At 65.0% G+C, this 23,721-nt stretch carries 19 protein-coding genes; 11 read left to right on the top strand and 8 right to left on the bottom strand.

Annotation, left to right across the window (positions count from 1 at the left end):
• The first annotated feature begins 84 nt into the window (after nucleotides 1-84).
• Entirely contained in the window at nucleotides 85-3,486 is a 3,402-nt protein-coding gene (locus NG696_RS15685; RefSeq protein WP_252569348.1) for a pyruvate carboxylase, read from the top strand.
• A gap of 79 nt (nucleotides 3,487-3,565) precedes the next feature.
• Here NG696_RS15685 and NG696_RS15680 read toward each other — a convergent pair whose 3' ends face one another.
• The gene (locus NG696_RS15680; protein WP_252569346.1) at nucleotides 3,566-5,374 is read right to left on the bottom strand and encodes an AMP-dependent synthetase/ligase; all 1,809 of its coding nucleotides are present in this window, start codon (nucleotides 5,372-5,374) and stop codon (nucleotides 3,566-3,568) included.
• A gap of 168 nt (nucleotides 5,375-5,542) precedes the next feature.
• On the opposite strand from NG696_RS15680, the gene NG696_RS15675 reads away from it, so the two are divergent.
• Complete coding sequence (locus NG696_RS15675) at nucleotides 5,543-6,631, top strand: ROK family glucokinase (RefSeq protein ID WP_252576100.1); 1,089 nt, start codon at nucleotides 5,543-5,545, stop codon at nucleotides 6,629-6,631.
• Nucleotides 6,632-6,641: 10 nt separating this feature from the next.
• Here the strand turns inward: NG696_RS15675 and NG696_RS15670 are convergent, their stop codons facing one another.
• Genes NG696_RS15670 through NG696_RS15660 form a run of 3 tightly spaced genes read right to left on the bottom strand, consistent with a single transcriptional unit; the run spans nucleotide 6,642 to nucleotide 8,894 of the window.
• A complete protein-coding gene (locus NG696_RS15670) occupies nucleotides 6,642-7,289 on the bottom strand; it encodes a hypothetical protein (protein ID WP_252569341.1) in 648 nt (215 codons plus the stop codon).
• The gene (locus NG696_RS15665; RefSeq protein WP_252576099.1) at nucleotides 7,282-8,076 is read right to left on the bottom strand and encodes an alpha/beta hydrolase; all 795 of its coding nucleotides are present in this window, start codon (nucleotides 8,074-8,076) and stop codon (nucleotides 7,282-7,284) included. Before NG696_RS15665 ends, NG696_RS15670 begins: the two co-directional genes overlap by 8 nt.
• Nucleotides 8,073-8,894 carry an alpha/beta hydrolase gene (locus NG696_RS15660; RefSeq protein ID WP_252569337.1) on the bottom strand — a complete coding sequence of 274 codons (822 nt, stop codon included), beginning with the start codon at nucleotides 8,892-8,894 and terminating at the stop codon, nucleotides 8,073-8,075. Before NG696_RS15660 ends, NG696_RS15665 begins: the two co-directional genes overlap by 4 nt.
• A gap of 111 nt (nucleotides 8,895-9,005) precedes the next feature.
• On the opposite strand from NG696_RS15660, the gene NG696_RS15655 reads away from it, so the two are divergent.
• Together NG696_RS15655 and NG696_RS15650 are read left to right on the top strand one after the other, a co-directional pair.
• Nucleotides 9,006-9,785, top strand: a complete 780-nt coding sequence (locus NG696_RS15655; protein ID WP_252569336.1) for a lysophospholipid acyltransferase family protein — start codon at nucleotides 9,006-9,008, stop codon at nucleotides 9,783-9,785.
• A 71-nt stretch (nucleotides 9,786-9,856) separates the two neighbouring features.
• On the top strand, nucleotides 9,857-11,248 hold the full coding sequence (locus tag NG696_RS15650; protein ID WP_252569334.1) for a class II 3-deoxy-7-phosphoheptulonate synthase: 1,392 nt from the start codon (nucleotides 9,857-9,859) through the stop codon (nucleotides 11,246-11,248).
• A gap of 55 nt (nucleotides 11,249-11,303) precedes the next feature.
• Here NG696_RS15650 and pknB read toward each other — a convergent pair whose 3' ends face one another.
• Nucleotides 11,304-13,376: a Stk1 family PASTA domain-containing Ser/Thr kinase gene (gene pknB / locus NG696_RS15645; protein ID WP_252569332.1), complete on the bottom strand. Its 2,073-nt coding sequence runs from the start codon at nucleotides 13,374-13,376 to the stop codon at nucleotides 11,304-11,306.
• 114 nt (nucleotides 13,377-13,490) lie between these two features.
• Nucleotides 13,491-14,894, bottom strand: coding sequence for a lytic transglycosylase domain-containing protein (locus NG696_RS15640; protein WP_252576098.1), 1,404 nt, complete (start codon nucleotides 14,892-14,894; stop codon nucleotides 13,491-13,493).
• A 240-nt stretch (nucleotides 14,895-15,134) separates the two neighbouring features.
• On the opposite strand from NG696_RS15640, the gene NG696_RS15635 reads away from it, so the two are divergent.
• Entirely contained in the window at nucleotides 15,135-15,488 is a 354-nt protein-coding gene (locus tag NG696_RS15635) for an Rv2175c family DNA-binding protein (protein WP_252576097.1), read from the top strand.
• Nucleotides 15,489-15,550: 62 nt separating this feature from the next.
• Here NG696_RS15635 and NG696_RS15630 read toward each other — a convergent pair whose 3' ends face one another.
• Together NG696_RS15630 and NG696_RS15625 are read right to left on the bottom strand one after the other, a co-directional pair.
• Entirely contained in the window at nucleotides 15,551-16,645 is a 1,095-nt protein-coding gene (locus tag NG696_RS15630) for a polyprenyl synthetase family protein (RefSeq protein WP_252569328.1), read from the bottom strand.
• Nucleotides 16,642-17,169: a hypothetical protein gene (locus tag NG696_RS15625; protein WP_252569325.1), complete on the bottom strand. Its 528-nt coding sequence runs from the start codon at nucleotides 17,167-17,169 to the stop codon at nucleotides 16,642-16,644. Before NG696_RS15625 ends, NG696_RS15630 begins: the two co-directional genes overlap by 4 nt.
• Before the next feature lie 140 nt (nucleotides 17,170-17,309).
• Between NG696_RS15625 and dinB the strand changes: the two genes are divergently transcribed.
• The 6 genes from dinB to NG696_RS15595 all read left to right on the top strand — a co-directional run bounded on the left by dinB (nucleotide 17,310) and on the right by NG696_RS15595 (nucleotide 23,709).
• On the top strand, nucleotides 17,310-18,467 hold the full coding sequence (dinB, locus tag NG696_RS15620; protein ID WP_256472283.1) for a DNA polymerase IV: 1,158 nt from the start codon (nucleotides 17,310-17,312) through the stop codon (nucleotides 18,465-18,467).
• Nucleotides 18,468-18,731: 264 nt separating this feature from the next.
• Nucleotides 18,732-19,106 (top strand): SCO2097 family morphological protein, encoded by a 375-nt coding sequence (locus tag NG696_RS15615; RefSeq protein ID WP_056342262.1) that lies wholly within the window; start codon nucleotides 18,732-18,734, stop codon nucleotides 19,104-19,106.
• A gap of 464 nt (nucleotides 19,107-19,570) precedes the next feature.
• The gene (gene mraZ / locus NG696_RS15610) at nucleotides 19,571-19,999 is read left to right on the top strand and encodes a division/cell wall cluster transcriptional repressor MraZ (protein ID WP_058929387.1); all 429 of its coding nucleotides are present in this window, start codon (nucleotides 19,571-19,573) and stop codon (nucleotides 19,997-19,999) included.
• Nucleotides 20,000-20,166: 167 nt separating this feature from the next.
• Nucleotides 20,167-21,159 carry a 16S rRNA (cytosine(1402)-N(4))-methyltransferase RsmH gene (gene rsmH / locus NG696_RS15605; RefSeq protein ID WP_252569320.1) on the top strand — a complete coding sequence of 331 codons (993 nt, stop codon included), beginning with the start codon at nucleotides 20,167-20,169 and terminating at the stop codon, nucleotides 21,157-21,159.
• Complete coding sequence (gene ftsL, locus NG696_RS15600; protein ID WP_252576096.1) at nucleotides 21,156-21,851, top strand: cell division protein FtsL; 696 nt, start codon at nucleotides 21,156-21,158, stop codon at nucleotides 21,849-21,851. Before rsmH ends, ftsL begins: the two co-directional genes overlap by 4 nt.
• 61 nt (nucleotides 21,852-21,912) lie before the next feature.
• Nucleotides 21,913-23,709: a peptidoglycan D,D-transpeptidase FtsI family protein gene (locus NG696_RS15595; RefSeq protein ID WP_252576095.1), complete on the top strand. Its 1,797-nt coding sequence runs from the start codon at nucleotides 21,913-21,915 to the stop codon at nucleotides 23,707-23,709.
• The last annotated feature ends 12 nt before the right edge of the window (nucleotides 23,710-23,721 follow it).

The raw sequence follows: 23,721 nt of genomic DNA, 5'->3' as shown, positions 1-23,721 counted from the left end.
TGGCCACAATGATTTGTATTTCTAAGCGCGGGTCTTAGACACTGTGACCACTTACCGATACACCCGCAATGATGCAGGAGAATTATGTTTTCCAAGATTCTGGTGGCCAACCGCGGCGAAATCGCGATCAGGGCCTTCCGTGCCGGCTACGAGCTGGGCGCTAAGACCGTTGCTGTCTTCCCCAATGAGGACCGAAACTCGATCCACCGCCAGAAGGCCGATGAGGCATATCTGATCGGCGAAGTGGGGCATCCGGTTCGGGCCTACCTGGATGTTGCCGAAGTGGTCCGCGTCGCCAAGGAGTCGGGCGCCGACGCCATCTACCCCGGCTACGGCTTCCTTTCGGAAAACCCCGATCTGGCCCGCGCTGCGCAAGAAGCGGGCATCACCTTCGTTGGCCCGCCGGCTGAAGTGCTTGAGCTGGCCGGCAACAAGGTGGCAGCGCTTAAGGCTGCCCGTGAGGCCGGTGTTCCGGTCCTGAAATCGAGTGAACCCTCGAAGGACATGGATGAGCTGATCGCGGCAGCCGACGAGATCGGTTTCCCCATCTTCGCCAAGGCCGTCGCCGGCGGCGGCGGACGTGGCATGCGCCGCGTCGACACGAGGGAAGCCCTTCCCGAGGCCCTGCAGGCCGCCATGCGCGAAGCCGATGCGGCATTCGGTGACCCCACCATGTTCCTGGAGCAGGCCGTGCTCCGCCCGCGCCACATCGAGGTGCAGATCCTGGCCGACGCCGAGGGTAACGTCATCCACCTCTTCGAACGTGACTGCTCCATCCAGCGCCGTCACCAGAAGGTCATTGAGATCGCCCCCGCGCCCAACCTGGACGAAGGCATCCGCCAGGCTCTTTACCGTGACGCGGTGAAGTTCGCCAAGGCCCTGAACTATGTCAACGCCGGAACCGTAGAGTTCCTGGTGGACACCGTCGGCGAACGCGCCGGACAGCACGTCTTCATCGAAATGAACCCCCGCATCCAGGTCGAACACACCGTCACTGAGGAAGTGACGGACGTTGACCTGGTGCAGGCACAGCTTCGGATCGCTTCCGGCGAGACCCTCGCGGACCTTGGCCTCTCCCAGGAAACGGTCCAGCTTAAGGGCGCAGCGCTGCAGTGCCGCATCACCACCGAGGACCCGGCCAACGGGTTCCGGCCCGACGTCGGGAAGATCACCGGCTACCGCTCTGCCGGCGGCGCCGGTGTAAGGCTCGACGGCGGCACCGTGTACTCGGGTGCCGAAATCAGTCCTCACTTCGACTCCCTGCTCGTGAAGCTGAGCTGCCGCGGCCGCGACTACCCGGCCGCCGTGGCCCGGGCACGCCGGGCACTCGCGGAGTTCCGCATCCGGGGTGTGTCCACCAATATTTCCTTCCTCCAGGCCGTGCTCGACGATGCTGACTTCATCGCCGGCAACGTCGCCACCAACTTCATCGACGAGCGTCCCCAGCTGCTGAAGGCCCGGGTCTCCGCCGACCGCGGCACCAAGCTCCTGACCTGGCTGGCCGAAGTCACGGTCAACAAGCCCAACGGCGAGCTGACCGTGCACTCGGATCCGGCCGCCAAACTCCCGGCCGTTGGGGACCAGCAGGCAGCGCCGGGATCGCGCCAGCGCCTCCTGGAGCTTGGCCCCGAAGGCTTCGCCAAGGCCCTGCGTGAGCAGACCGCCGTGGCCGTCACCGACACCACCTTCCGCGACGCCCACCAGTCCCTGCTGGCCACCCGCGTGCGTACCCGCGACCTCGTGGCCGCCGGTCCCGCGGTCACAGCTCTCCTGCCGGAACTCCTGTCCGTTGAGGCCTGGGGCGGCGCCACCTACGATGTGGCCCTGCGCTTCCTCGGCGAGGACCCCTGGGACCGCCTGGCCGCCCTGCGTAAGGCGCTGCCCAACATCTGCCTGCAGATGTTGCTGCGTGGCCGGAACACGGTGGGCTACACGCCGTACCCGGAAGAGGTGACGGTGGCTTTCGTCAACGAGGCCGCTGCCACGGGTATCGACATTTTCCGCATCTTCGATGCCCTGAACGACGTGAACCAGATGGCCCCGGCCATCCGCGCCGTCCGTGCCACCGGCACCGCAGTAGCCGAGGTAGCACTGTGCTACACCGGCGACATGCTGAACCCGGACGAGAAGCTGTACACGCTGGACTACTACCTGGAACTGGCCCAGCGGATTGTGGACGCCGGCGCGCACATCCTGGCCATCAAGGACATGGCCGGACTGCTCCGCCCGGCAGCGGCCGCCAAGCTCGTGGCCGCACTGCGCGAACGCTTCGACCTCCCGGTCCACCTCCACACGCATGACACGGCAGGCGGCCAGCTGGCCACCCTGATGGCGGCAGTTGACGCCGGCGTGGACGCTGTTGACGTTGCCTCCGCCTCGCTGGCCGGGACCACCAGCCAGCCGTCCGCCTCCGCCCTGGTGGCGGCGCTGGCGCACACCCCGCGGGACACCGGCTTGAGCCTTGCCGCAGTCAGCTCCCTTGAGCCGTACTGGGAAGCCGTGCGCCGCGTCTACGCGCCGTTCGAATCAGGCCTGCCAGGCCCCACCGGCCGTGTCTACCAGCACGAAATCCCGGGCGGCCAGCTGTCCAACCTGCGCCAGCAGGCCATGGCGCTGGGTCTGGGGGAGCGCTTCGAGGCGATCGAGGACATGTACACCGCGGCGGACCGGATCCTGGGCCGCCTGGTGAAGGTCACGCCGTCGTCCAAGGTGGTGGGCGACCTCGCCCTGCACCTCGTGGGCCTCAACGCAGATCCGGCGGACTTCAACGAAAACCCTCAGAACTACGACATCCCGGACTCCGTCATCGGCTTCCTGTCCGGCGAACTCGGTGACCCGCCCGGAGGATGGCCGGAACCCTTCCGCACCAAGGCGCTCCAGGGCCGCAGCATCAAGGTCCGCGACGTTGACCTCAGCCCCGAGGACAGCGCCGCGCTCCAGGGCGATTCCAAGACCCGCCAGAGCACGCTGAACCGCCTGCTCTTCGAAGGCCCCACCAAGGATTACCTCAAGAGCGTCGAGACCTACGGCAACATTTCCGTCCTCGACACCCGCGACTACCTCTACGGCCTTCAGCGCGGCGCCGAGCACGAGATCCAGCTGGAGAAGGGTGTCCGGCTGATCGCCTCGCTGGAAGCTGTTTCCGAGCCCGACGAAAAGGGCATGCGGACGGTCATGTGCACCCTGAACGGCCAGTCCCGCCCCGTTGTGGTCCGTGACCGCTCCGTGGTGAGCAACGTCAAGGCCGCCGAGAAGGCAGACCCGGCCCAGCCGGGCCACGTCGCCGCGCCGTTCGCCGGCGCCGTCACCGTGACCGTCAAGGCCGGCGACACGGTCAACGCCGGTGACACGGTGGCCACCATCGAAGCGATGAAGATGGAAGCCTCCATTACGACGCCGGCGGCAGGCAAAGTCTCACGGCTCGCCATTTCAGCGGTGGAGCAGGTCCAGGGCGGGGACCTCCTGCTGGTCGTAGAGCAGGGCTAAGCAGTCCAGACAAAAGGAAGGGCCCTCCCGGCTTGGAAGATTGCTTCCGTCGGGAGGGCCCTTCGTTTTGCGTTGCCGCTTAGCCGCGCGGCGCGCCGTACATTTCCTCGATGACTGTCTCGAAGTCCTTCATCACCTGGGCCCGCTTCACCTTCATGGACGGCGTCAGATGGCCGGACGCTTCCGTGAAGTCCGAAGCGACGATCCGGAATGACTTGATGGCCTCCGCCTGCGACACCGAGGCGTTGGCCTGCGTGATGAGGTCCTGCACGGCGGCCTTGACCACCGGGTTCCCGACGGCTTCGTCGAGCGTGGTGGCGGCCGGCAGTCCGTGCCGCTGGAGCCAGCCCGGCAGGGCCTCCTGGTCCAGGGTCACCAACGCGCCGATGAACGGCCGGTTGTCGCCCACCACCAGGACCTGGGAGACCAGCGAATCCGCCCGGATCTGGTCCTCCAGCAGGGCCGGAACCACGTTCTTACCGCCGGCCGTGACAATGATTTCCTTCTTCCGGCCGGTGATCCACAGGAAGCCGCTATCGTCGAGCCGTCCGATGTCGCCGGTGCGGAACCAGCCATCGGCAAACGTATCCGCCATCAGGTCATCGCGCTTGTAGTAGCCGCGCATCACACAGACGCCCTTGGCCAGGATCTCGCCGTCTTCGGCGATCCTGACGGAGTTGCCCGGCAGGGGCTTGCCCACGGAACCGATCTTGATCAGGGCCGGCGTGTTGACGGAAATCGGGGCGGTGGTCTCGGTCAGGCCATACCCTTCAAGGATCTGCAGGCCGATGCCCTGGAAGAAGTGGCCCAGCCGTTCGCCGAGCGGACCGCCGCCGGACACAGCATGGGCCACGTTCCCGCCCATCGCAGCGCGCAGCTTGCCGTAAACGAGTTTGTCGAACACGGTGTGCTTGAGTTTCAGCCCCAGGCCAACGTGCCCGGCCTGGCGGGCTTTGGAGAACGCGATGGCGGTCTCCGTGGCCTTGTGGAAGATGGCCCCCTTGCCGCCGTCCTCTGCCTTTGTCAGGGCCGAGTTGTACACCTTTTCGAAGACGCGCGGCACGGCCAGGATGAACGTGGGCTGATAGCTCTGCAGGTCAGCCAGCAGGTTCTTGATGTCGGGGGTGTGCGCCACAGTGGCCCCGGCGGCCACGGCCAACACCGAAATGAACCGGGCAAAGACGTGCGCCAAAGGCAGGAACATGATGGTTTTGGCCTGCTCGTTAACCACGTCGCCAAGCAGTGCCAGGGCGTTGTCGGACAGCTCAACGAAGTTGCCGTGGGTCAGCTCGCAGCCCTTGGGTCGGCCGGTGGTGCCGGAGGTGTAGATCAGGGTAGCAACGTCACTGAGCCGCGCCGATGAGCGGCGGGCCTCAAGGTCGGCGTCGCTGACGTCCCGGCCGGCCTCACGGACGGCGTCCAGTCCGCCACCTTCGAGCTGCCAGACGTGCTGGAGGGCGGTGAGGCCTTCCGAGGTGGCCGCCTGCCGGATGATGTCCTCGTGGTGGGCGGCCTCGCCGAAGGCGGCCACTGCACCGGAGTCACCGAGGTTCCAGGCAACCTGCGACGGCGATGAGGTTTCGTAGATGGGCACTGAGACGGCGCCGGCGAACCAGATGGCGAAGTCGATGAGGGCCCACTCGTAGCGTGTGCGGGACATGATGCCCACCCGGTCGCCGGCTCCCACGCCGCTGGCCATCAGGCCCTTCGCAAGGGCTGAGACGTCCGCCAGGAAGTCTGTGGCGGTGACGTCCCGCCAGGCGCCTGCGGAGTCCAGCCGCGAGAAGAGCGCCGGGTTGCTGGGCTTGGCTGCCTGCCGAAGAACAAGATCGGTGATGTTGGTTTCCGGTGGGACAACAACCAGGGGCGGAACACTGAATTCGCGCACTATAGCTCCTTTGATATCCATAGACCCGCACAGGGTATGCCTAAAGACTAATACGCCTGCAACTTGGCCGTGCAGAAACAAACCTACTGGCCAGTAACATATGAGTCAAAGAGGAGTGGGGAAGCCCTGGGCCCGGCCTCCGCCCGGCGCGCCCTAGAATGAAGCACTATGTACGAAACGCCCCCCGGCGAGCCAGCCGCCCCGCCCCGACGTCCGGCCCCCTGGCGACGGCGGCCGCTGGCCTTGAGGGCCCGGCCCCGGCAGGTGGAAACGTTCCGCGAGCACCTGCGGCTCGGGCGCAAGGGGCTGGCAATCGGCATCGATATCGGCGGCACCAAGGTCGCCGCCGGCGTGGTGGACGCCGACGGAAGGATCCTGAGCGAGGCCCGGCGGTCCACCCCCGGCAGCGACCCGCGTGCGGTAGAGCAGGTCATCGTAGAGCTCGTGGACGAACTCGGAGCCGGCCACAGGGTCTGGTCAGTAGGCATCGGTGCGGCCGGTTGGATGGATCTGGACGGCGGAACCGTGCTTTTCAGTCCGCACCTCGCCTGGCGCAACGAGCCGTTGCGCGCAAACCTGCAGCGACTGCTGCGCCGGCCTGTGCTGCTGACGAACGACGCCGACGCCGCGGCCTGGGCGGAATGGCGCTTTGGTGCGGGGCAGGGCGAGGACAGGCTGGTGTGCATCACCCTCGGTACCGGCATCGGCGGTGCCATGGTGATGGACGGCCGGGTGGAGCGCGGCCGGTTTGGTGTAGCCGGCGAATTCGGCCACCAGATCATCATGCCCGGCGGGCAGCGTTGCGAGTGCGGCAACCGGGGTTGCTGGGAGCAGTACGCGTCAGGCAACGCCCTGGGCCGGGAAGCGAGGATTCTGGCGCGCGCCAATTCGCCAGTTGCCCAGGAACTGCTGGCAGCCGTCGGCGGCGACGCGGAGCAGATCACCGGGGCGATTGTTACCGAGCTGGCACTCGCCGGCGATGCGGCCTGCCGCGAACTCCTGGATGAAGTGGGCGAATGGCTGGGCCTGGGATTGGCGAACCTGGCGGCCTCGTTGGATCCGGGGCTGTTTGTGATCGGCGGGGGACTCTGCTCGGCAGGGGACCTGCTGGTGGAGCCTGCCCGTAAAGCATTCGCGCGGAACCTTACCGGCCGCGGCTTCCGTCCGGCGGCCGGCATCGAGCTGGCAGCGCTCGGACCCAACGCGGGGCTCATCGGGGCAGCTGACCTGTCCCGCGTCAGCAGCCGCATGCGGTGACGGACGCTCCTCAGACGCGGGCGCCGTCGTCGTTCTCGTCTTTTTCCTGGGGCAGCTTCATGATGAGGTAAACCACGGCAAGGATGAACACCGCCACCATGCCCACAATCGCCAGCAGCGGCGCGGACCGCCAGAACATGACGGCCAGCAGCAAGGCAATGGGCGCACCAATTGCGCCCAGCCAGGCAAGCATGGTCAGGGGATCCGTCCCGGCAAGGCTTGGCGGTTCTTCCGGAACGAAGTCCCCGGCGTCGTCCTCCACGGCATAGTCACGCGGGCCGAAGGCGGCGGTGCCGCCCTGGCCGTAACCGCCGGTCCCCTCGCCGGCGTCGACCTGCCCGCCGTCACCGGCGCCCGGCGTCGCCGCCTGCCGTTCGGCTGCGGACAGTTCGGTGGGGGCTGTTCCCGCCAGACCCAGCGGATCAAAGTCGCGGAACGTCGCGGACCGGCCGGACCCGGCCACGGCCTCCGGGCCGGCCGGACCAGGAGTTTCAGGGTCAATGCCCGTGGCGTCAGGGCCTGGGGAGGCGGCGATGCCAGGGTCCGCTGTGCCGGTAGGGGTGGCAGGTTTCTCTTCGAGCCGTGCCACAAGGTCCAGCCACACAGCATCGTCCTGGTTTGCGCTCTGGTCCGGTGAGCCGGAGTCGGGCCTATTCATGGGCGGTGCCCTCCTGGACCTGGGCTGCTGCCGTGCCGGCAACCACCGCCCGGATGAAGTCGGCGGACCCTCGGAAGATCTCCTCGGCGTCGTTATCCAGTGTTGCCACGTGGTAGCTGTTCTCCAGGGTGGTCAGTGTCAGCGGGGCGTTGGTCAGGCCGCGGCGCAGCGCTGCCACACTCGTGTCTGAAACCACGTGGTCCACGGTGGACCGGAAGACCCGTACAGGCGCGGTGATGCGGGGGAGTAGCCGGGTGGTGTCTTTGAACAGCTTGTTCAGCTCATGGGCCGCAGCTACGGGCGTTCGCGGGTAGGCGCCCTCGTCCATCCCGTGCTTGAGGATATCGTTGGCAATGGCCGGGGTGCTCTTCAGGACCAGTTTCAGGATGCCGGCCAGTGGAGCGCGGGGATCATCGATCACCAGTCCGGGGTTCACCACGATCACCCCGGCGACGGGCCGGGTGGCGGCAATTCTCAGGGCCAGGGCACCGCCCATGCTCAGCCCGGCGACGAAGACGTGGTCGCAGTGGGAGTCCAGCTCCAGGTAGGCGTCGTCCAGGGCGCCGTGCCACTGCGGCCAGCGCGTGCGCGCAAGGTCCTGCCAACTGGTGCCGTGCCCGGGCAGCAGCGGCATGCGTACGGCGAAGCCGGCGTCGGCGAGCGACTGGGCCCACGCGCGCAGCCCGTGCGGACTGCCCGTGAATCCGTGTGAGAGGACCACCCCGATCCGGGCTCCGTCGCCGTTGACGGTGCTGCTGAAAGGGCTGTGGTCCGGTACGCCGGTCATGAAGTCTCCGAGGTGGTGTGAGGTGGGGCCGCAGTTCGGGCTGACGGTGCAGTGCTGGGTGTATGGGCAAGGAAGAAGGCGCTGGAACGGGCAAAAATCTCGGGCGCATCAACATCCAGGGTGGCCACGTGACCGCTGTTGTGCAGGTTCACTACCTCCACCAGCCGTGGGCCCAAACGCTGCCGCAACATCAGGAGTGAGGTGGCCGGCACAACGACGTCCGACTGGGATTTGAACACCTGCACCGGGGCGGTGACCCGGTGTAGCCCGCGGGTGGCTATGCCGAAAAGCTTCTTGAGCTCGTGCACTGCTGCCAACGGAGTCCGCGAATAGTCGCCGTCATTGGTGACTCCCGCCGTCGGCTGTTCCTCCTGGATGGGCAGCGTGGTGCGCTGGAAATACTTGAGCACTCCGATGACCCGCACGCGGCGGTCGTAGAAGCTGAGGCCGGGATTCACCAAAGAGACGCCAGCCACGGGATGCCTGCCGGCAGTCAGCAGCGCAATGGCGCCGCCCATCGAGAGGCCGGCCACAAAACACTGCTCTGTCCGGGCGCTCAGCTCCAGATACGCCGATTCGAAAGTCCCGTACCAGTCACGCCAGTTCGAGCGGGCGAGCTGCCGCCAATCCGTACCGTGGCCGGGCAGGAGCGGCACCGACACGGCGAATCCTTGGGCGGCGAGGTCCTCTGCCCAGGGCAGGACGCTGAGCGGGCTGCCGGTGAAGCCATGGCAGATGGCAATCCCGGTAGTGGCATTGGGTCCGTGGCCGGGGTAGCTGAAAGCGGCAGGCCGCGGCGCGATGCTGCTTTCTGTCATAACACCATCGTGTCATTGTTCTCGACAGATCTCACTAGAGTAGGGTTGCACTGGAGTGCCCGCCCGGCCCGACGAAGGGCCGGCTGGCCGGCTTCCGGAGAGGTTCGTCACGTGTTCTATTGGGTCATGAAGAGGATCTTCCTGGGGCCGGTGCTGCGGCTTCTTTTCCGCCCCTGGGTCAAGGGCCTGGACAATGTTCCGGCGCAGGGCGCGGCAATTATCGCCTCAAACCATCTGTCTTTCTCCGACTCCATCTTTATGCCGCTGATGGTCCGCAGGCCGGTTGTTTTCCTGGCCAAGTCCGAGTACTTCACCGGCACCGGAATCAAAGGCAGGCTGACGGCCATGTTCTTCAGGCTCACTAACCAGCTGCCCATGGATAGGTCAGGCGGGGCGGCATCGGCTGTTTCGCTCAACGCCGGCATGGATGTCCTGACAAGCGGAGGACTGCTGGGCATCTACCCTGAAGGGACCCGCAGCCCCGACGCTCGCCTCTACCGGGGCAAAGTGGGCGTCGCCAGGCTGGCCCTGCAGGCCGGTGTGCCCGTGATTCCAGTGGCCATGATCGGCACGGACAAGGTTCAGCCTATCGGCAAGCGGATGCCGAATATCCGGCGCATCGGCATGATTTTCGGTGCGCCCTTGGATTTCAGCCAGTACGCAGACCAGGCGGAGGACCGGCTGGTCCAGCGCAAGGTCACCGACGAAATCATGTTTGAGCTGATGCGGCTCTCCGGCCAGGAGTACGTGGACGAGTACGCTGCCGTGGTGAAGCTCCGCCTTACGAGCGCAGCAGCCACCGAGGCTGGGGGCGCCACCGCGAAACGCGCCGATCCTGACGGCGGCGCTGAGGGCACTGATTCCGACGGCAAGGACCCGGCAGCGGGCTGACTGTGACGCCGCTCTCGGTACGCGTGACGGTCAGGTGTCCTGAAGCCAGCCGCGCACATTAGTCTTAGATAGTGACTGAGCTATCTGCAAAACCTGCCTTTTCGCTGTCCAGCACCGCCCAGAGCGGAGCAGCCAATTATCCTGGCCTTGATGATTGGCGTGACCTTCCCGTTTCCCAGCAGCCCAGCTGGCAGGACCAGGACGTTTTCGACGCATCTGTCGGGGAACTTTCCGTGCTCCCGCCGCTGGTTTTCGCCGGCGAAGTGGACGTTCTCCGTGAACGGCTGGCTGCTGCGGCGGATGGCAAAGCCTTCCTGCTGCAAGGTGGCGACTGTGCTGAGACCTTTGAAGCCGCAACGGCGGATAAGATCAGCGCCCGGGTCAAGACCATCCTCCAGATGGCAGTGGTGCTCACTTACGGTGCAGCGATGCCAGTCATCAAGATGGGCCGGATGGCCGGCCAGTTCGCCAAGCCCCGCTCTTCCAACGACGAGACCCGCGACGGCGTGACCCTCCCGGCGTACCGCGGCGACATTGTCAACGGCTACGAGTTCACTCCCGAGTCCCGTGGCCATGACGCCGCCCGGATGCTCAAGGCCTACCACACGTCCGCCTCCACCCTGAACCTCATCAGGGCCTTCACACAGGGCGGCTTCGCGGACTTGCGCTCCGTGCACCAGTGGAACAAGGGCTTCACCGAAAACCCGGCGCACGCCCGTTACGAATCCCTGGCCCGTGACATCGACCGCGCCATCAAGTTCATGGCGTCCTGCGGCGCTGATTTCGAAGCACTCAAGCGGGTGGAATTCTTCGCCAGCCACGAGGCCCTGCTGCTGGACTACGAGCGTGCACTGACCCGCATCGATTCGCGGACCGGTTTCCCGTACGACACCTCGGCGCACTTCCTGTGGATCGGGGAGCGTACGCGCGAACTTGACCACGCGCACGTTGACTTCCTCTCACGCGTCCGGAACCCCATTGGCGTGAAGCTGGGCCCGTCGACAACCGGCGACGACGCCCTCCGCCTCATCGACAAGCTGGATCCCGAGCGGGAGCCGGGCAGGCTGACGTTCATCACGCGTATGGGCGCGGGCAATATCCGCGAGAAGCTTCCCGCCATTGTGGAGAAGGTGACTGCCTCCGGCGCAAAGGTTCTCTGGGTCACCGATCCGATGCACGGCAACACCGTCACCTCGCCCAACGGCTACAAGACCCGGAACTTCGACGACGTCATTGACGAAGTACGCGGGTTCTTCGAAGTCCACCAGGCCCTGGGCACGGTTCCCGGTGGCCTTCACGTGGAGATGACCGGTGACGACGTCGCCGAATGCCTGGGCGGTGCCGATCCTGTGGACCAGGAAGCGTTCCTCGACAAGTACGAGTCGGTCTGCGATCCGCGCCTGAACCACATGCAGTCCCTGGAAATGGCGTTCCTGGTGGCCGGAGCACTGGCCAAGCACTGACCGCTCTACGCGGAGTCGGACTTCCGCGGCGGTGGTGTGGCCGGCAGTCCGCCGGCTACACCACCGTGAGGGTAACGACGGAGCCTTCAGGCACCTTCTTCTTCACCGGGTCCTGATCCCGTACCGTGCCGAAGAAGCCGCCGAGGATATTGTTCACCCGTACCTCGAAGCCCAGCGCACGCAGCGCTTCTTCGGCTTCTTTGGCTTGTTTGCCGATGAAGCTGGGGACTTCAACGAGCTTGGGTCCGTCGGAAATGGTCAGCGTCACCGTGCCGCCCTTGGTCAGGGTGCCTGTCGCGGGCGACTGCGCGGCAACTGACCCCTTGGGCACCTTGGGATCGTTGACTTTGTCCTTCGCGATATCAGCCTTGAGGCCGGCCGCCTCAATGGCGTCGACGGCGGCGTCCTCCGCCAGTCCCACCACTGACGGAGCCGGGATCGGCTGCGGCCCCTTGGAGACCAGGAGATTCACCGGTGTGCCGTGGCGTGCGGGAGTCGCGGCGGCCGGGTCTTGGGAGAGCACAACTCCGGCGGCAACGGCGTCGTCAAATTGTTCAGTGACGGTACCCAGTGCCATTTCGGCCTGGTTCAGTGCATTTTTCGCATCGTCGAGCGTTCCGCCGGTCAGTTTCGGGAGTTCGAACAGTTGCGGGCCCTTGGAAACAAACAGGGACACGAGCTGGAACTTCCTGGTCTCGGTGCCGGCAGTCGGGTCGGAGCCCACTACGAGGCCGGAGGGAACGTCGTCGTCAAAGACATCGTTGGTACGCGACTGGAACCCCGCCTCGCTCAACAGTTGCTGGGCCTGGGCCACCGGCTTGTTGGCGACCGCCGGAATGGTGCCCGGCGACCCGGGACCCATGCCGAAGAACCAGCCGGCTCCCGTGGCAAGCAACGCGATGATGACCAGGACCACCACCCAGAGGGCGCCGCGGCGCCGCGGGTTCCCCTCCCGCAGGCTCCGGACCGGTGTCGCCGCAGCCCGGGACCTTGCCTTCTCGTCCTCCCTGTCGAGCTTGCGGCGGGCGCGTTTGCTGAGGGGTATCGCTGCCGGGACGGCGTCCTGAGCATATGGCCTGTAGTGCGCTTCCGGCCGGAACTGTTCGCCTGGCCGGTAGTCGGCGTCGGGCGGATACAGGGCATGCGGAGCGTGCGGTGGGTGCGGTGGCTGCGGCCGGGAGAAGGACGACATCACGGCGGTGGGGTTGTTGGTGCGGGCGATGATCTCGGTGGGGTTCTGCTGCCCTGCCGGGGCCGCGGCAGGCGGCCTGAGGTCCAGCTCGGCGTCCGTGAGGTTGGTCCGGATGTGGCGCAGTTCCTGCAGCAGGGCGTTGCCGTCCACCGGGCGGTTCTCGGGATCGTTTGCGGTGCACCACTGGACGAGTTCATCGACCTCGGCGGCGAGGCCAGGCACCAAGGCCGACGGCGGACCGACCGATTCATTCACGTGCTTGTACGCAACCTGGATGGGGACCTCTCCGTCGTACGGCTGCTGGCCGGTCAGCATCTCATAGAGCATGATGCCCACCGAATAGATATCACTCCGGGTGTCAGCCTGCTTTCCCAGCACAAGCTCGGGGGAAAGGTATCCCACCGTACCGATCAGCGTCCCGGTGCTCGTGGACGTCGTTACCGCACGGGCCAGTCCAAAGTCGCCGATCTTGATCCGGCCGTCGTCGGCGATCAGGACGTTCTCCGGTTTCACGTCCCGGTGGATCAGCCCCGCGGCATGGGCCGCGCCGAGGCCCTGCACTACCGGATCAATCAGGGCTAGGGCCAGGCGGGGAGGCAGCGCACCTTTGGATCTGATGACGTCCCGGAGGGTGTGACCCTTGATGTGTTCCATCACCAGATAGGCCGTCTGGCCGTCGTTACCCTGGTCCAGGACCCCCACAACGTGGGCGTGGGACAGCTTCGCGGCGGCTTTCGCCTCGCGGCCCAGCCTGTCCAGGAACGTCTCGTCGGTGGCGAGATGGGGATGGAGGACCTTGAGGGCAACATCGCGCTCCAGCCGGAGATCGGTTGCCAGATATACGGTGGACATGCCGCCGCGCGCGAGTTTGGAGCGAACGGCGTAGCGGTTGTCCACCAGCGTTCCAACGAGACGGTCTGACACTTGTTCCTGCACCCTACGATCCTAATCCCGCATGGAAAAGGGTCCGAACCGACGTGCGGTCCGGACCCTTATCGTTACCCCCTTGGGCCGGCTTCAGCAGGCCCGGGGAATCATGGCGCGGCGGCTTTAGCCGAAGTTCTTCTGGTGCGCCTTGATGGCAGCTACGTAGGCCTTGGTGTCGTCGTACATGCCATATTTGCTGACAGAGTACTGGCCCTGGTAGTACCCCGCAATTGCTGTGTCCAGGTCCTTGCTGGTGGCGATAAGCCGCTTGATGATCGCCACGCCGGCCGTTGCGTTGTCGTAGGGGTCCAGCAGGTTCAGCTTCCGCCCTACGAGGTCTGAGGCCCACTGCCCGGAGGACGGTATGACCTGCATGGTGCCGATCGCGTTGGCGGGTGAAACCGCACGCTGGTCAAAGCCCGACTCCTGGTGCGCGAAGGCGAGGGCCAGGGAGGGGTTAACTCCCATCTGGCGGGCCGTGTCGGCCACAATGGCGCGCATCTCGGCCCGGGACGGTACGGGAGAGGCGTTCAGCAAGGCCTTGTTCTCGTTGGCAGAGCTCACAACGGCCGCGGGGTAGGTGAACCCCAGGAAGGAGCTCGGCACCAGCGGCGCGGCGGGGGCCGCCGGGGCGACCGGGGTGGAGGAAGCGGGCTGAATGGAGGCGCCGGGAATGACCAGCTTGTTGCCGGGGTAGATGACAGTAGTCATGCTCAGCTGGTTGGCCGCCAGGATGTCCGAGAGCTTCACGCCGTGCCGGGAGGCGATCGCTGACAGGGTGTCGCCGGCCTTGATCGTGTATGAACCGCCGGGAGCAGGCGCAGCAGGAGCAGGAGCAGGCGCGGGAGCCGGCGCTGCGGGAGCGGAAGAAGGCCGGACGGCCGAAGCCGGTGCAGCCGGGGCTGCGGGAGCACCAGCGCCGACTTTGATCTTCTGGCCGGGGTAGATGATGGAGCGCATGTTCAGGCCGTTCCAGCTGAAAACGTCCGACAGGCTGACATTGTGCCGGGCCGCGATGGCGCCGAGCGTATCGCCGGACTTTACGGTGTAGCTGCCTCCGGCATTGGCCGGAGCGGCCGCGGCAGGGGCCGCAGGAGCCGGGGCGGGGGCGGAACCCGTGCCCGACAGCTTGATCTTCTGGCCGGGGTAGATGATGGTGTTCGGCTGGAGGTTGTTGAGCCTAAGGACCTCGTACGTGTTCAGCCCGAATTTGCCGGCGATTCCGCTGATGGTGTCGCCCCGGGCAATGGTGTATTCCGCGGGAGCCGCCGGCTGCATGGGCTGGAAGGCAGCCGGAATAGTAGTGGAAACCGAGGCCGCCGGGATCAGGGCAGCTTTAGGTTCGGCTGCCTGGGCCTTCATCGCGGCGGCAAGGGTTGCCGGGATAGCGCGGGCAGGGGCCTCTGCGGCAGCAGGCTGGGCGAGGGCCAACGACGACAGGACAACCGCAGGAAGCGCTGCTGTGGTGACAGCAATCATGGGCAGGCTCTGCCTGGAGGGCTGCTTTGGCGAGCGGGACGTCGTCATGGAAAGAATCCTCTTCTTCAACTGCCGGGGGCGGGAGATGCGATGTGACTATTGATACTAGTGTTACTTAAGTTATTGATGTTTCAAATGTGATCTATGTGAATCTCTCACGAAAGTTCGCTTAGCACAAGAATTCCGCCCCACGCAGAATGAAGAGTTTTATGGAGTGTCGCGTGATTCGCGGCAGTGGCGGCCAATCCCGACTAGGCGGCAGGGCTCCGGCCGTGGCAACCTTGATCCGTGAGTAACGTAGAAAGCCTTGTGGGCGAGTGGCTGCCCCTGCCGGATGTCGCGCAGTTGTTGGACGTTTCGATTACGAGAGTCCATGGCCTTATTGATGAACGCGCTTTGGCGGCCCTGCGGGTCGGGGAGCGCCGGATACGTTCAGTTCCGGCCGCGTTTATCCTGGACGGCCAGGTTGTCGACAGCCTCAAAGGGACCATTGTGGTCCTGGCGGACGCCGGCTATTCCGATGAGGACCTCATCGTCTGGCTGTTTACCTCCGACGAGTCGCTCCGCGGCCGGCCGATTGATGCATTGCGGGAAGGCCGCAAGACGGAAATCAGGCGCCGGGCCCAGACCCTGGCCTGGTAAGCAGCACAAGGGCCCGGAAGGCGCCGGGCCCGCGGACGTGGCCAAGACGACGGGCGCCAACGTCAGGATGCGCGGCTGACCGTCGCTTCCGCCAGCTTCCGCAGGGCGGTCTTGGGCAGTTCTTCCAGCGGTAGCTGTTCCAGCGCATCATACGCCGCGGCGCCAAATTCGTTGATCAGCACTTCAGTGGCCTGAAGCGCCCCCGACTGTTCGATGATCCGGCGGATCTCGGCCACATCGGCGTCGCCCAGGTCAGGGCTGCCCAGCTTCGCATCGATAAACGCCGATTCTGCGGTAGATGCCTGGCCCAGCGCGAGGGCAATGAGTACGGTCCGCTTGCCTTCGCGGAGATCGTCACCTGCCGGCTTGCCCGTAGTGACAGGGTCCCCAAAGACGCCCAGGACGTCGTCGCGCAGTTGGAACGCCTCGCCCAGCGGCAACGCGAAGGCCGAGTAGCCCCGGAGCAACTCGTCCGGCGCGTCCGCCAAGGCGCCGCCAAGCGCCAGCGGGTGCTCAGTTGAATATTTGGCGGACTTGAACCTGATGATGGACTGTGCCCGCGTCACTGCTCCGGCCCGGTCCCGGACAGGACCGGCCACTTCCTCCAGGATGTCAAGATACTGCCCCGCCATCACCTCGGCACGCATGAGGTTGAAGATCAGCCGAGCCCTGCTGCCTGCAGCCGCCTGTGCGCCGATGTCCGTGAAGGCCTCCTCGCTGAACGAGAGGCAAAGATCCCCGGTGAGGATCGCGGCTGCATGCCCAAACCGCTCGCTGTCCAGCGCCCAGCCCTGCGCGTGGTGCAGCTGGCTGAAGCGGCGATGCACGCTGGGGCCGCCCCGCCGCGTGTCCGAGCGGTCAATGATGTCGTCATGGATCAGGGCAGCTGCCTGGAAAAGCTCCAGGGCCGATCCCGCCGTCACGATTTCCTGGGCCGACGGCTCGCCGCCCGCGCCGCGCCACCCCCAATAACACATAAGCGCGCGGAGCCTTTTGCCGCCGGTCACCAGGTTGGAAATGGAACCCATAATGGGATCGATATCGGGTGAAATGGCGGCCATCAGGGATTGCCGCGTGGTGAGGAAGTCTGTCAGCTCACCGGCAACGGCGGCGACGAATTCAGTCTGCTCAATCCTTAACTGCTCCGAAACGCTCACTTGGCTGACTCAGCAGCCACGTTGGCGCCGATGGTGAACGTCGAGACACCGGCCGCTTCCACGGCGGCGATGTTGACCGTCTCGGACTCGTTCCGGACGAAATCCTTGGAAGCAACGGCGCCCACAGCGTCGCCGGGGACGGCTTTGAATCCCTGCCCCTCCAGGTGCTTGGTGTAGAAATCCACGACGGCGGCAGTCGGGGCGTTGATGCTGGCCACGAGTGCCGCGGTGGCGGGCGTTGATGTCTTGTCAAAGCTGCTCGAAACCACCGTGGCGCCGGGCATCAGGGGAAGCAGCGTTTCCGGGAACCCTGCAACGATTGTCCCCACAGTGGCGGACGTTCCGGGCGACGCCGTCGGACTGGCGGAGGCGGTAATGCTGGCGCTGTCCGACGCTGGTGCGGATGTAAATGAGGAGGATGACGTCACTCCGGGCTCCGCGGGGCTGCAGGCGGCGAGGGCCAGTATTGCGCCCGCGGCCAGTGCCGCTAATCCTGTTGGCTTAAGACTTCTCATGACGGTCACAGGGACTGTCCTCCTGGTGTTGATGCCGGATTCAGCCTCCAGTTTAGTCAGTACCAACCGATACAATTGCCGGTGTGGGGCCTGAGCGGAACAACCAGTACACCGAAGCGGGTCTTCGTGAGCTCCGGCGTAACTGCATCATGCACGTGGACATGGACGCCTTCTTCGTCTCCGTGGAGCTTCGCACGCGGCCGGAACTCCGCGGCAAACCGGTAATCGTTGGATTTCCCGCGGACCGCTCCGTGGTCCTCTCGGCGTCGTATGAAGCACGCGCGTTCGGGGTGAAGTCCGCCATGCCCATGGTGGTCGCCGCCAGGATGTGCCCCAAATCGGTCATCATTGAACCGCGCCACAAGCTGTACTACGAGGTTTCCGCCCAGCTGATGGAAATCTTCGAGTCCATCACCGATCTGGTGGAACCGCTGAGCGTGGACGAAGCCTTCCTGGACGTCGGCGGCGCCATCCGCCGGTTGGGACCCCCACGCGTCATCGGTGAATTGATCCGACGCCGGGTGGCTGCCGAACTGGGCATTACGGCCTCCGTGGGCATTGCAGCCAGTAAGTTCGTAGCCAAGATTGCTTCCACGCGTTGCAAGCCGGACGGACTGTTGCTGATTGGACCCGACGAGACAGTGCCCTACCTCCACAGCCTGCCCGTCGGGGCCTTGTGGGGAATCGGCGCGAAGACTACGGAGGTCCTTGCCCGGATGGGCATCCGGACGGTGGCGGACGTGGCGGCCACGCCGGTGTCCTCCCTGAAGAAAATGCTGGGTGCCACGGGTGAGCACGTGTACCGGTTGTCGTGGGGGATCGATCCGCGGCCCGTGACCCCCGTGAGGCTCGAGAAGAGCATCGGGGCTGAGGAGACGTTCGCCGTGGACACAGGCGATGACGGGCTGATCGCCCGGGAATTGCTGCGGCTTTCCCACCGGACGGCAGGACGGCTGCGGAGTTCGGGGATGGTGGCACGGACGGTGGCGTTGAAGCTCCGCTACGCCGACTTTTCCACCATCACCAGGAGCCGCACTGTGCACACACCCGTGGACAGCGCCCAGCTGATTTATGCCGTGGCCATCCAGCTCCTGGAATCATTGGGGAGCCGTCCCATGACAGTGCGGCTTGTTGGCATCCGGGCCGAGCAGCTCGAAGCCACCGCCCACACGTCCCTTCAGCTGAGCCTTGACCGCCGGGATGACAACTGGCGGGCAGCAGAACAGGCCCTGGACGAGGTCAGCCGAAAATTCGGAAGCAAATCCGTCCTCCCCGCCAGTCTGCTGGATTCCGGAAACGGGTCTTAGCAGGGCGCCGGCACCTTTCCTGCGAGTTTCAGGGAGGTGATGGCCGTCTTTCAGAACGGCCCCTGACAAACTATCCTTATATGTACATAGTTTTCAGTTATTGCCGGACTTCTTGGACATGCTGCAGTTCCAATGGCCCGCATGCCGGTGTTCGCCTTCCGCCATCGTCGGCGGGGCGGGAACCTCCCGGGCATGTCGGTCGTTATCGGAGCAGTAGTACGGGATGGGACCAGCCCGGACGTTGGCCTACTTAAGGAGGTCGTGATGCCGCTCTCGGAGCACGAACAGAAGCTGCTGGAGCAGCTGGAGAAGCAGCTGCACGAGGACGATCCGAAGTTCGCGAATTCCATGGGTTCGGACCCTGGACGAACGTGGTCCACCCGTCACATCGTGATTGGGGTGCTCTGCGCCCTCGCGGGGATCGCCCTGCTCCTGGTCGGCGTTACAGTCCAGAACATCTTCGTCGGTGTCCTGGGCTTCGTGGTTATGGGCGCGGGTGTGTACTTCGCCACAATGCGTAACGCGTCCGGCGGCAAGCAGCGCTCCGCACCTGGCACTGGTAAGTCCGGGAAGCCCCGGAGTTCCTTTATGTCCAGCCTGGAAGAACGCTGGGACGAGCGTCGCCGCGACGAATCCTAAGGCAGCGCCAGCAGGAACGGTTCCACGGCGATAGGCCGTGCCGTCCTCCATTTCCCTCCCCTCGGTCAGGATGACCGCAGCAGAAGACCCGCCCCGGCGGGTCTTCTGCTTTTAACCCGGAGGCAGGTAGCGCTAGGGGTCTGTTTGAGCGCTCAAACCGGCACCTACTCCTACGTGGTTGGGGAGCCCGGGGACCGCGGATCCGCCGCCGGCATCAGATGAGAGCCCGACGGCGGCCTGGCACCGCCGTCGGGCAGTTATGGTTTGCGCCGAAACGGCGCCGGGCCCTCCACTTCCATCCACCGCCTGCTCCCGCGCCATTTGGGGGACGAAGGCCTGAAATGGGGGAATATTGGCCTGATTTGCGTTGACTGTGGTGGAAAGTGGAGTAATGTGGAGGACATAAGAGGGTAGTTGCAACACAGGGGATGTGCAGTTCCTGACGGCAGACAGGCGGTGGGCCAGTGTTTCTGGGCACACACTCGCCACGTCTGGACGAAAAGGGCCGAATTATCCTCCCTGCGAAGTTCCGTGAGGAGCTTGCCAGCGGGCTTGTTCTCACCAGGGGACAGGAACGGTGCATCTACGTCTTCAGTGAGCAGGAATTTGCACGTGTCCACGAGCAAATGCGGGAGGCGCCCATTTCCTCCAAGCAGGCCCGGGACTACATCCGCGTCTTTCTCTCTGGAGCCTCGGACGAGGTACCTGACAAGCAGGGGCGCATAACCATTCCGGCTGCGCTCCGGGAGTACGCAGGCCTCGGCAGGGAACTGGCCGTTATCGGTGCAGGAACCCGGGCCGAGATCTGGGATGCCCAGGCCTGGAACGAGTACCTCGCGGAGAAGGAAACCGCCTTCTCCGAAACCGACGATGCCATTCCGGGGATCCTGTGATCACCTGAACGGCCCGGCGGACGCTTCTTGAACGAGATCTCCAGCCGCCCATCGGACAGTCAACCTGGCTCACTTCCCCGGAGCCAGGCCGGCAGGTCGATAGGCGCGGATGGGGATCTGGCTCAAGAAGCAGCACACCAGCACCCACGGCAGGAAAGGACGAAGGCATGAACGATGACCCGAAGCCAACGTCCGAACGCCATGTGCCGGTCCTCAAGGACCGGTGCATCAATTTGTTGGCCCCCGGCTTCGAAGCTGCCCGCCTCCGAGGTGAAACCCCCATCGCGATTGATGCGACCCTCGGCATGGGCGGCCACTCCGAAGCTATGCTGGAGCGTTTCCCGGATCTGCACCTGATCGGCATCGACCGTGATGAGGAAGCCCTGGCACTGGCCGGGGAGCGGCTGGCGCCTTTCGCTTCCCGGACTGACCTGGTCCACGCCGTCTACGACGAAATCGCCGACGTCCTCGAAGACCTGGGCGTGGCACAGGTTCATGGCATCCTGATGGACCTGGGCGTTTCATCCCTGCAGCTGGACGAGCGTGAGCGAGGCTTCGCCTATTCCTTTGACGCTCCGCTGGACATGCGGATGGACACCAGCCGCGGGCAGACCGCAGCAGATGTGGTCAACAACTACAGCGAAGAGGATCTCGTCAGGATCATCCGGAAGTGGGGCGAGGAGAAGTTCGCCGGCCGGATCGCCAACAGGATTGTCGCGGCGAGGACAGTTAAGCCTTTCGCCACCACCGGGGAACTCGTGGAACAGATCCGCTCCGTGGTGCCGGCGGCAGCCGCCAAATCGGGCGGCCACCCGGCCAAACGGACGTTCCAGGCACTGCGCATTGAAGTGAACGAGGAACTCGACGTGCTCGAGCGCGCTGTTCCTGCCGCCGTGGCAGCAACGGCCCTGGGCGGACGCATTGTGGTGATGTCTTACCATTCCCTCGAGGACAAAATCGTCAAATCAGTTTTCCAGGCTGGCTCCAAATCCTCCGCGCCGCTCGGATTTCCGGTGGAGCTTGAGGAACACAAGGCCTTCCTCAAAACCCTGACCAAGGGCACCGAGGTACCCACCGCCGTCGAGATTGCAGAAAATCCGCGCGCGGCCTCCGCCAGGCTGCGGGCCGTGGAACGTATCAGAGCCAGGAGAGACGCATGAGCACTGCCGCCGTCAAGAACTTTCCGGTCGTCTCCGGCAGCAGCGCCCCGGCGATCAGGTCGCTTCCCTCTGGCCCCGGCCGCAGGGAACGCACACCCCTGTCTGTGGTGCGTTCCGCCCCCAAGAAGCGCCGTGCGCCGTTTGTGGTGATGTGTTTCGCCCTGCTCGCTGTTGCGCTCGTAGCCGTGCTGGTCCTGAACATCTCAGTTTCTGCCTCCCAGTACCAGCTCGTGGAACTGAGGGGTAAGCAAAGCACGCTGACCAAGCAGAACCAGGACCTGACACAGCAGGTCCAGAACTTCGAGGCGCCCCAGAACCTGGCGGCAAAGGCCTCAGACCTGGGCATGGTGGCTTCGACCGTCAAAGGCCAGATCGACCTCTCCACCCTTGCCGTCACGGGCAAGGCAACTCCGGCGGTGAAGGGTGGCGCGGCTGGATCGGTTATCCCTGCTCCAGCCGTAGAGGGAGTGCTCACCGTGGTTCCCCCGGCAACGAAGTGGGAGCCGCTGACGAACCGTAAACCGGCTGCCGAGAAACCGGCCCCTGCTGCGGCCCCTGCACCGGCCCCGGCAGCGGCACCTGCCGCTGCAGCACCGCCGGCTGAAGCGCCCGCACTACCGGCACGTGCCGTGGAGCTCCACGGCGGTTCGGTTCCAGCACCCGAACAGAAGGTGCCCGGGTCTAACCGGTAGCCGCTGAAGGATAGCCAGTCAGGTAATAAACAGGCAACAGGCGAGCAGCAAGGGAATCACGGTGGCGCAGAGGACCGGCAAGGCAAAAAGCGGCAAGGCCCCTAACGCCACCAAGCGGCTGCGCCTCGGCCTGGGCATTATGCTGACGCTGCTATTAGTGGTGGGCGGCAAGCTCTTTTTCGTCCAAGGGCTCGACGTCGGCGGGATGGCCGCAGCTGCGCTCGATTACCGGATGCGCGAGACTTCCCTCCCCGCCGAACGCGGCAGCATCCTTGGCGCCAACGGGACGGTCCTGGCCAACAGTGTGATCCGCTACAACGTTGTGGTGGACCAAACCACCAACACCAAGACAGAGAAGTTCTGGCGCCTGGAGGAGGGCGTGGACAAACTTGTTGAAGTCAGCCGGGACCAGGGCATCAGCGAACTCGCGGCTGTCCTGGGCATGGACGCTGACGAACTCAGGAACGCCGTGACGGGCGAATCGAAGTACCACATCGTCGCTAAGGACCTGAAGCCGGACGTTGAGCTCAGGGTCTCGGATCTCAGTATTCCCGGCATCGTCACTGAGGGCGTCAGCAAACGCGTGTACCCCAACGGTTCCGTGGCCGGCGGTATTATCGGCTTCCTCCAGGATGGCAACACGGGCCAGGCGGGGATCGAGCAGACGCAGGATGGGCTGCTGCGCGGGAAGGACGGCAAGCGGCTCTTCGAGATCGGTGCCGACGGTCTCCGGATTCCGGTCGGCGTGGATGAGCTGACACCGCCGGAGGACGGCAAGGACGTCAAGCTCACGCTCAATTCCGATCTCCAGTATTTCGCCCAGCAGGCCATTCAGAGCCAGTCAGACAAACAGGGCGCCGAGTGGGGTGTCATCACCGTGATGGATGCCAAGACCGGTGACATTGTCGCGATGGCGGACACTAATGCCCCGGATCCGAACGATCCCGGACGGGTAGCCGCCAAGGACCGCGGCGTGCGCTCCGTGACCGCAGCGTATGAGCCAGGCTCGGTACAGAAGATGATCACGGCCGCGGCCCTGATTGAAGAAGGAAAATCCAGCCCCCTGGATACCTTCACACTCGGACCGTCGTACACCGTGGACGGCCAGACCTTCACAGACGCCTTTACCCATGGCACCGAAGAGCGCACGCTCGCCGGCATCCTGGGTTGGTCAATGAACACCGGCACCGTGGCGGCCGGGTCGCGGCTGACCAAGGAACAACGGTACGAGTGGCTTAAGGAATTCGGCATCGGCGAAGCCCCGGACATTGGATTGCCGGCTACGGCCTCCGGCATTCTCACACCGGCGGACCAGTGGGACGGCCGCCAGGAATACACGGTGCTGTTCGGCCAGGGCGTATCGCAGTCCACCCTGCAGACAGTCCGAGCCTTCCAGACGATCGCCAACAACGGTGTGATGCTCCAGCCGCGCCTGATTGACGCGTACGTTTCACCGGACGGAACAGAGGAGAAAGTCGCCCCGCAGCCTTCCCGCCAGGTGGTGTCGGACGGCACCGCGCAGCAGGTCCAGGACATCCTGGAAAGCGCGGTGACCGAAGGCCAGATCAAGGACGCCGCGATCGACGGATACCGGGTGGGGGCAAAAACCGGAACCTCTGAATCGCCGTGCGACGACGGGAAGTCAGGGTTCTGCGGCTTCACCGCTTCAATTGTGGGGATGGCGCCGATGGATGATCCCCGGTTTATTGTTGAGGTGGTGCTGCAGCGTCCCAAGGGCAATATCTACGGCATTACGCAGGGGCCCGTGTTCCGTTCGGTCATGAGCCAGGCGCTGCGCACTTACAACGTGCAGCCGTCCACGGGCGAACCGGCCAGGCTGCCGCAGTACGCCAAGTAGCATCAAACCAGG

Origin of the sequence: Pseudarthrobacter cellobiosi (genome assembly GCF_023913755.1) — a bacterium.
GTDB classification, from domain to species: domain Bacteria; phylum Actinomycetota; class Actinomycetes; order Actinomycetales; family Micrococcaceae; genus Arthrobacter; species Arthrobacter cellobiosi.
The sequence above is the reverse complement of the archived record's forward strand: the minus strand, read 5'-3'. Positions and strand labels throughout refer to the sequence as shown.